Origin of the sequence: Kaistella sp. (assembly GCF_032060305.1) — a bacterium.
Lineage (GTDB): Bacteria > Bacteroidota > Bacteroidia > Flavobacteriales > Weeksellaceae > Kaistella > Kaistella yananensis.
In genome coordinates this window covers 9,062-14,563 of the sequence record NZ_DAMBHK010000039.1, presented here as the reverse complement: position 1 = coordinate 14,563, position 5,502 = coordinate 9,062, and the positions used below count along the sequence as shown (strand labels likewise).

7 protein-coding genes are annotated in these 5,502 nt (G+C 41.3%); 1 reads left to right on the top strand and 6 read right to left on the bottom strand.

The annotated features are described in order from the left end of the window. Positions 1-459 (top strand): MazG nucleotide pyrophosphohydrolase domain-containing protein (locus V5N63_RS07095; RefSeq protein WP_332033390.1); only part of this gene is annotated, 459 nt, incomplete at its 5' end. A gap of 197 nt (positions 460-656) precedes the next feature. On the opposite strand, the gene V5N63_RS07090 is transcribed toward V5N63_RS07095, so the two are convergent. The 6 genes from V5N63_RS07090 to V5N63_RS07065 all read right to left on the bottom strand — a co-directional run. Further along, complete coding sequence (locus V5N63_RS07090; RefSeq protein ID WP_332033389.1) at positions 657-1,610, bottom strand: T9SS type A sorting domain-containing protein; 954 nt, start codon at positions 1,608-1,610, stop codon at positions 657-659. A gap of 115 nt (positions 1,611-1,725) precedes the next feature. Beyond that, complete coding sequence (locus V5N63_RS07085; protein WP_332033388.1) at positions 1,726-2,145, bottom strand: DUF779 domain-containing protein; 420 nt, start codon at positions 2,143-2,145, stop codon at positions 1,726-1,728. Positions 2,146-2,210: 65 nt separating this feature from the next. Continuing rightward, positions 2,211-3,719 (bottom strand): aldehyde dehydrogenase family protein, encoded by a 1,509-nt coding sequence (locus V5N63_RS07080; RefSeq protein ID WP_332033387.1) that lies wholly within the window; start codon positions 3,717-3,719, stop codon positions 2,211-2,213. 183 nt (positions 3,720-3,902) lie between these two features. Continuing rightward, positions 3,903-4,391: a hypothetical protein gene (locus tag V5N63_RS07075; RefSeq protein ID WP_332033386.1), complete on the bottom strand. Its 489-nt coding sequence runs from the start codon at positions 4,389-4,391 to the stop codon at positions 3,903-3,905. Next, positions 4,388-4,759 (bottom strand): hypothetical protein, encoded by a 372-nt coding sequence (locus V5N63_RS07070; protein WP_332030649.1) that lies wholly within the window; start codon positions 4,757-4,759, stop codon positions 4,388-4,390. The genes V5N63_RS07075 and V5N63_RS07070 overlap by 4 nt, the downstream gene beginning before the upstream one ends. A 42-nt stretch (positions 4,760-4,801) precedes the next feature. Beyond that, positions 4,802-5,502, bottom strand: a 701-nt coding sequence (locus V5N63_RS07065; protein ID WP_332033385.1) for an ABC transporter permease, incomplete at its 5' end; no start/stop codon positions are given.

The window sequence follows — 5,502 nt, the reverse complement described above, 5'->3', positions numbered from 1 at the left end:
GGTGATGTGGAGGTTCAGGATGAAGAGGAAGTAAAGCAGAATTGGGAAAAGCTCAAACTAAAGGAAGGAAACAAATCAGTCCTTTCCGGAGTCACTAAAGGAACACCAAGTATTGTGAAAGCCTACAGAATACAGGACAAAGTAAAAGGAATCGGGTTCGAATTTGCCAGTGCTGAAGATGCCTGGAAAAAAGTGGATGAGGAACTGGCGGAGTTTCACGCTGAAACCGATCCCGATAAAAAAGAGCAGGAGCTGGGAGATGTTTTCTTTTCTTTGATAAATTATGCCAGAATTTCAGGCATCAATCCAGACTCAGCACTGGAAAGAACCAATATCAAGTTTATTTCCCGCTTCCAGAAGATGGAGCAGCTGGCTTCGGATAAAAATTTAAAACTGGAAGACCTCTCGCTGGAGGAAATGGATAAACTTTGGGAAGAAGCCAAAGCGATGATCCGATAAAGACCCATCATTATTGTGATGGTATGTTAATATATAATTTTTTTAGTCTTTAATCTTCGTTAGCCTTTCGCCACAAACGGACTTTTAAGGAACACTAAATTTCTGAAAGTGTAAAATAAAAGACACTTCGAGAGAAATGTCTTTTATTAAAATGATTACATATCACGTTATGCCTCAGAATTCGGGGTGAGCAGATTTTAATTTTTCATAAATTTTGAAGATTCTGTATTCCCTTCCTTGTCCGTAAGTTTCAGAACATAAGAACCCACTGGCAGGCGCGAAAGATTGATGCTCTTTCCGGTCATTTTATCTGATGCAACCCTTTGTCCGGCCATATTATAAACAGAATAAGAAATAAATTCCTGACCAGATTTTATAAACAGCATGTCTTTTACAGGATTTGGGTAAATAGTTGCAGCTGCGCCAATTTTCACTGAATTTGTACCTAACGGACCATCTGCAGTAATTTCTACCTGTGTAAAGTTGCCCTGTAAAACGTCGCCTGTAGATTGCCACAGTGCTGAGTATAAAGTCCCGTAACCCGCCGAACTTGTAGAAGCTGCCTGAACACTTCTTGAAGAAATTCCGGTTCCGCTGTGTCGGACTTCTATCAGGAGGTTGCCACCGTTATACTGCCATGCACTTGTAAAAATAATCTTAAAACTGAAATTATTTGGATTGGAACCTACAGTTAGCGCACCTGCCGGAATCTGTAAACTTCCGGAGCGTACCTGCGTTTGTGTACCTACCACATTAGCGGCAAAATTAAGCTGTCGCTCCGACGGTTCAACACTCTCACTCAGATAAATATCAAATGCATTCATCGTCAAATTGTTCGGTGGCCAACTGGTAGCTGTACTTGCCGGCAGCCTGAAGGAAATGGAGGTAAGGTTTTTTCCGACGAGGGAAGTAAGGAGCGTATCATCGATAATCATCTGTAACTGTCTAGCGGCATTTCCATAAGGACCGATGAATGCACTGCCTTCATTGGAATCGGGTATTACCAAAGCTGTTTGTGCCTTGGTGGTAGTATATCCGGCCATCATCATAAATCCTATGACAACGGAAGATATACGTTTGTTCAGAAGCCGCAAAGAAAGGGCTTTGGGAAGGTAATCTTGTTTTTTGAAAAGAGTAGTTTTTGTTTCCATAATTGAATATTTAATTGATAATGAAATTAGTAAAAAATATGAATAATAAAGCTGTCAATCAAAAAATTAACAGCTTTTAAAAATAATATTTGCCGGGTATATCTTTTATTCTAATTTAAATTTTTTGCGAATTCTCTTTTTTCTGAATCATATACTGATGATAAAGAATGGTGTCCTCCAGGTGCTCCAGTTCGTCTTTACTGAAAAGTCTGTAATTTACTTTGAAAGTTTTGCTTTTAGCGGTTTCAAGAGAAAATCCACCAGCACCGAAACCGTCCGTCACATCAAGTTCGAAATGGCTGTACTTCCAGTATTCAAAAAGATCATGATCGATCCAGAAATGAAAGCCCATCACCGTTCCAATACTTACGTCTTTGGTCCGCGGATAAAAATGCCCTTCACGGAAACATTGCGGCTGGGTACCTTCGCAGCAGCCACCGGCCTGGTAAAACATCAGTTCGCCAAACTCTTCAGAGAGTTGTTTTACGAGTTCCAAGGCTTTTGGAGTTACTGAAAGACGTGGGATTTTTTCCATGTTGAAACTTTTTAATTGAATCAGAAAAAAAGACGGATTTACAATAAAAATCCGCCCATTATCATTTAGAAGAATCCTAATTTTTCTTTGCTGTAAGAAATTAGCATATTCTTGGTTTGGCGGTAATGATCGAGCATCATCTTGTGATTTTCTCTACCGATTCCCGACAGTTTGTAACCTCCGAAAGGTGCACCTGCAGGATAAGAATGGTATTGATTTACCCAAACTCTTCCTGACTGGATTGCTCTTGGTACTTGGTACAATTGGTGAGCATCTCTGGTCCAAACTCCGGCTCCTAAACCATAAATGGTGTCGTTTGCGATCGCGATCGCATCTGCTTCATCCTTGAAAGTGGTTACCGCAAGTACGGGTCCGAAGATTTCTTCCTGGAAAACTCTCATTTTATTGTGACCTTTCAATAGGGTTGGCTGGATGTAGTAGCCGTTTTTCAATTCGCCTTCCAATACATTAGCGTCGCCACCTGTCAGCACTTCGCAACCTTCTTCTTTACCAAGGTTGATGTAGCTAAGGATTTTGTCGTACTGGATTTTCGAAGCTTGCGCACCGATCATTGTAGAAGTATCGAGTGGATTTCCTGCTTTAATGGCTTTAACACGTTCTACGACTCTTTCGATGAATTTGTCAGCAATACTTTCCTGTACCAGTAATCGGGATGGACAAGTACAGATTTCACCTTGGTTTAAAGCAAATAATACGGCTCCTTCCAACGCTTTGTCGAAGAAGGCATCGTCTTCATCCATCACTGATTCGAAGAAAACGTTTGGTGATTTACCTCCCAATTCCAAAGTTACCGGAATGATGTTTTCGGTAGCATATTGCATCACCAGTCTTCCTGTTGCAGTAGAACCCGTGAAGGCTGCTTTTGACACTTTTTTGTTGGTAACCAGGGCATGACCTAATTCTCCTCCAAAACCATTTACAATATTTACAACTCCCGGTGGAAGCAAATCGCCGATGATTTCCATCAAGACCAAAATTGAGATTGGCGTACTTTCAGCCGGTTTCAGTACCACGCAGTTTCCTGCTGCCAAAGCTGGAGCAAGTTTCCAAACAGCCATCAGAATCGGGAAATTCCAAGGAATAATTTGAGCAATCACTCCTAAAGGTTCATTCACAATTAAGGAAACCGTATCATTGTCTAATTCCATTAAAGAACCTTCTTCCGCTCGAATAACCCCTGCGAAATATCTGAAATGGTCAATCGCCAAAGGAATATCGGCATTCAGGGTTTCGCGAACTGGTTTTCCATTGTCCATGGTTTCTACCACTGCAATTTTTTCCAGGTTGGCTTCCATGCGATCCGCAATTTTATTGAGGATGTTGCTTCTTTCGGTTACGGAAGTTTTCCCCCAAGTTACGAAAGCCGCTTCCGCAGCATTTACTGCCATTTCCAGATCTTGTTCGTTGGAATGTGCCGCTTGGCCCATCACTGTGCCATCCAGTGGGGTGATTACATCAAAATATTTTCCACTTGCCGGTGGAGTCCATTGTCCGTTAATGTAGTTGTCGTACTTTTCTTTCAGTTGTACTCTGTCGTAAACTTTTGAACTCATTGTAATATTGTTTAATTATTGTTTTTAAAATTAACAATATTATTGCGGATGAAAAAGCCAAAATCTGTTAATTGATGTGAAATTGATAATTGGCGTCGATAGAAATTTCAATCGAAAATATTTCTAAATAAAAACCTCCAGAAAAAATTCTGAAGGTTGATGAATGAGGTTAATTTTAAATTATTATTCGAAATACTGGTGGTAAGATTCCATAGAATGCTCCAGTGATTCTGCAATTTTTTCAGCTTCCTTTTGTGTGGCCGCTTTGGCAAGCAGATTAATTTTTTTCATGTGATCGGTAAGCCAAACGTGAAGCACATCGTGAGATTTTCCGGTCATGGTGCAGCTTTTAATCAACTGGTCATTGGCTGTTGAAAGGTCTGCTGCGAGTTTTTTGTAATCTCCGGTTTCATCGTCGTACGCATCAATGAGCTGTTCCTGTTTTTGGATGTACGGCAGCATTTCGGTGTTGGTTTTCCATTTTTTGCCATTGTTGAGTTCCAAATTTGCACTGGCGTCAGCATGATCGTCATGGGTAGATTCTGCTTCAGTTTCAGCTGCAACATTTTCGGTATGATTCGTATGATCCTGATTTTCGGTAGTTTCCTGTTTCTTTTCACAGGAAATTACGATGGCCAGCCCTAAAAGAGCTGAAAGCAATGTTTTTTTCATTTTTTAAAAATTTTTATGGTTGTAAAAAGGAATAACGCAGTAATACCGACCCGGAATGCCATGGCGCCCACTGTTTTTGTTTCGTACAGACCGCCGTTACTGATGTGGATAAAGAGATAGAGATATGCTGCAATCAAAATGAAGAGTGCAGTAATTAATGGAATTTTTGCCCTAAGGCTGTTTTTAAAGACTGCATAAGCAGCAACCAGATAAAGAAATCCGCACAGCCAGTTCGCCCAGACCACGGCAGGAACAAAATCCCCTTCTTTTTCGCGGATGCCCAGCCAGTCGAATAAAACCGCGCTGCTCATAAAGAGGGTAACGAGACCGAAAAGAAACAGAAAAATAAGTAACAGGGTACGTTTCATGGCTTTCTAAAGTTAGTAATTATATTTCAGATTATAGGATTTTTAATTCGTTTTCCGGTAACGCAGAACCGCCCATGTGATGACCACGATTCCTAAGGAAACAATAAAGGCAAAATGAGGCAGCAAATCGGTGAAGCCGCTGTTTTTAAGCATAATCAGCCGGATGCCGTCAACACCATAAGTCACAGGATTGAGATAGGCGATGTATTTTGCCCAGTCGGTCATGCTTTCAACCGGCGTGAAAAGTCCGCTCATCAGCACGAAAATCATCATGAAAAAGAATACCACAAACATCGCCTGCTGCTGGGTTTCGCTGTAAACAGAAACCAGAAGCCCCATGCCAAGAATGGTGATAAGATAAACCGACACAAAGGCGTAGAGCAGAAGAAGGCTGCCTTCTATCCTGATGTTATACACAAAAACCGTCACCAGTAAACCAAGGCTGAAAGCAACCATGGCCAGAATCCAGAACGGGAACAGTTTGCCGATGATGAAATCGACTTTTCGGATCGGGGAGACATTAATCTGCTCAATGGTGCCGGTTTCTTTTTCGGCTACGATGTTCAGTGCGGTAAGATACCCACCGATTAAAGTCACAAGGAAGGCCAGAATTCCCGGAACCAGAGCAAGGCGGTAATTATAATGTTCATTAAACCAGAACATCGGCACGGTTTCCAGACCGGAGATTTTGCTCATACTTTCGAGTTCGGGAGACATTTTGAGTTGAATCTGCGAATTGAAAT

Coding starts and splice junctions, on each gene's coding strand:
- V5N63_RS07090 (WP_332033389.1), bottom strand. CDS start 1,610: ATGGAAACAAAAACTACTCTTTTCAAAAAACAAGATTACCTTCCCAAA.
- V5N63_RS07085 (WP_332033388.1), bottom strand. CDS start 2,145: ATGGAAAAAATCCCACGTCTTTCAGTAACTCCAAAAGCCTTGGAACTC.
- V5N63_RS07080 (WP_332033387.1), bottom strand. CDS start 3,719: ATGAGTTCAAAAGTTTACGACAGAGTACAACTGAAAGAAAAGTACGAC.
- V5N63_RS07075 (WP_332033386.1), bottom strand. CDS start 4,391: ATGAAAAAAACATTGCTTTCAGCTCTTTTAGGGCTGGCCATCGTAATT.
- V5N63_RS07070 (WP_332030649.1), bottom strand. CDS start 4,759: ATGAAACGTACCCTGTTACTTATTTTTCTGTTTCTTTTCGGTCTCGTT.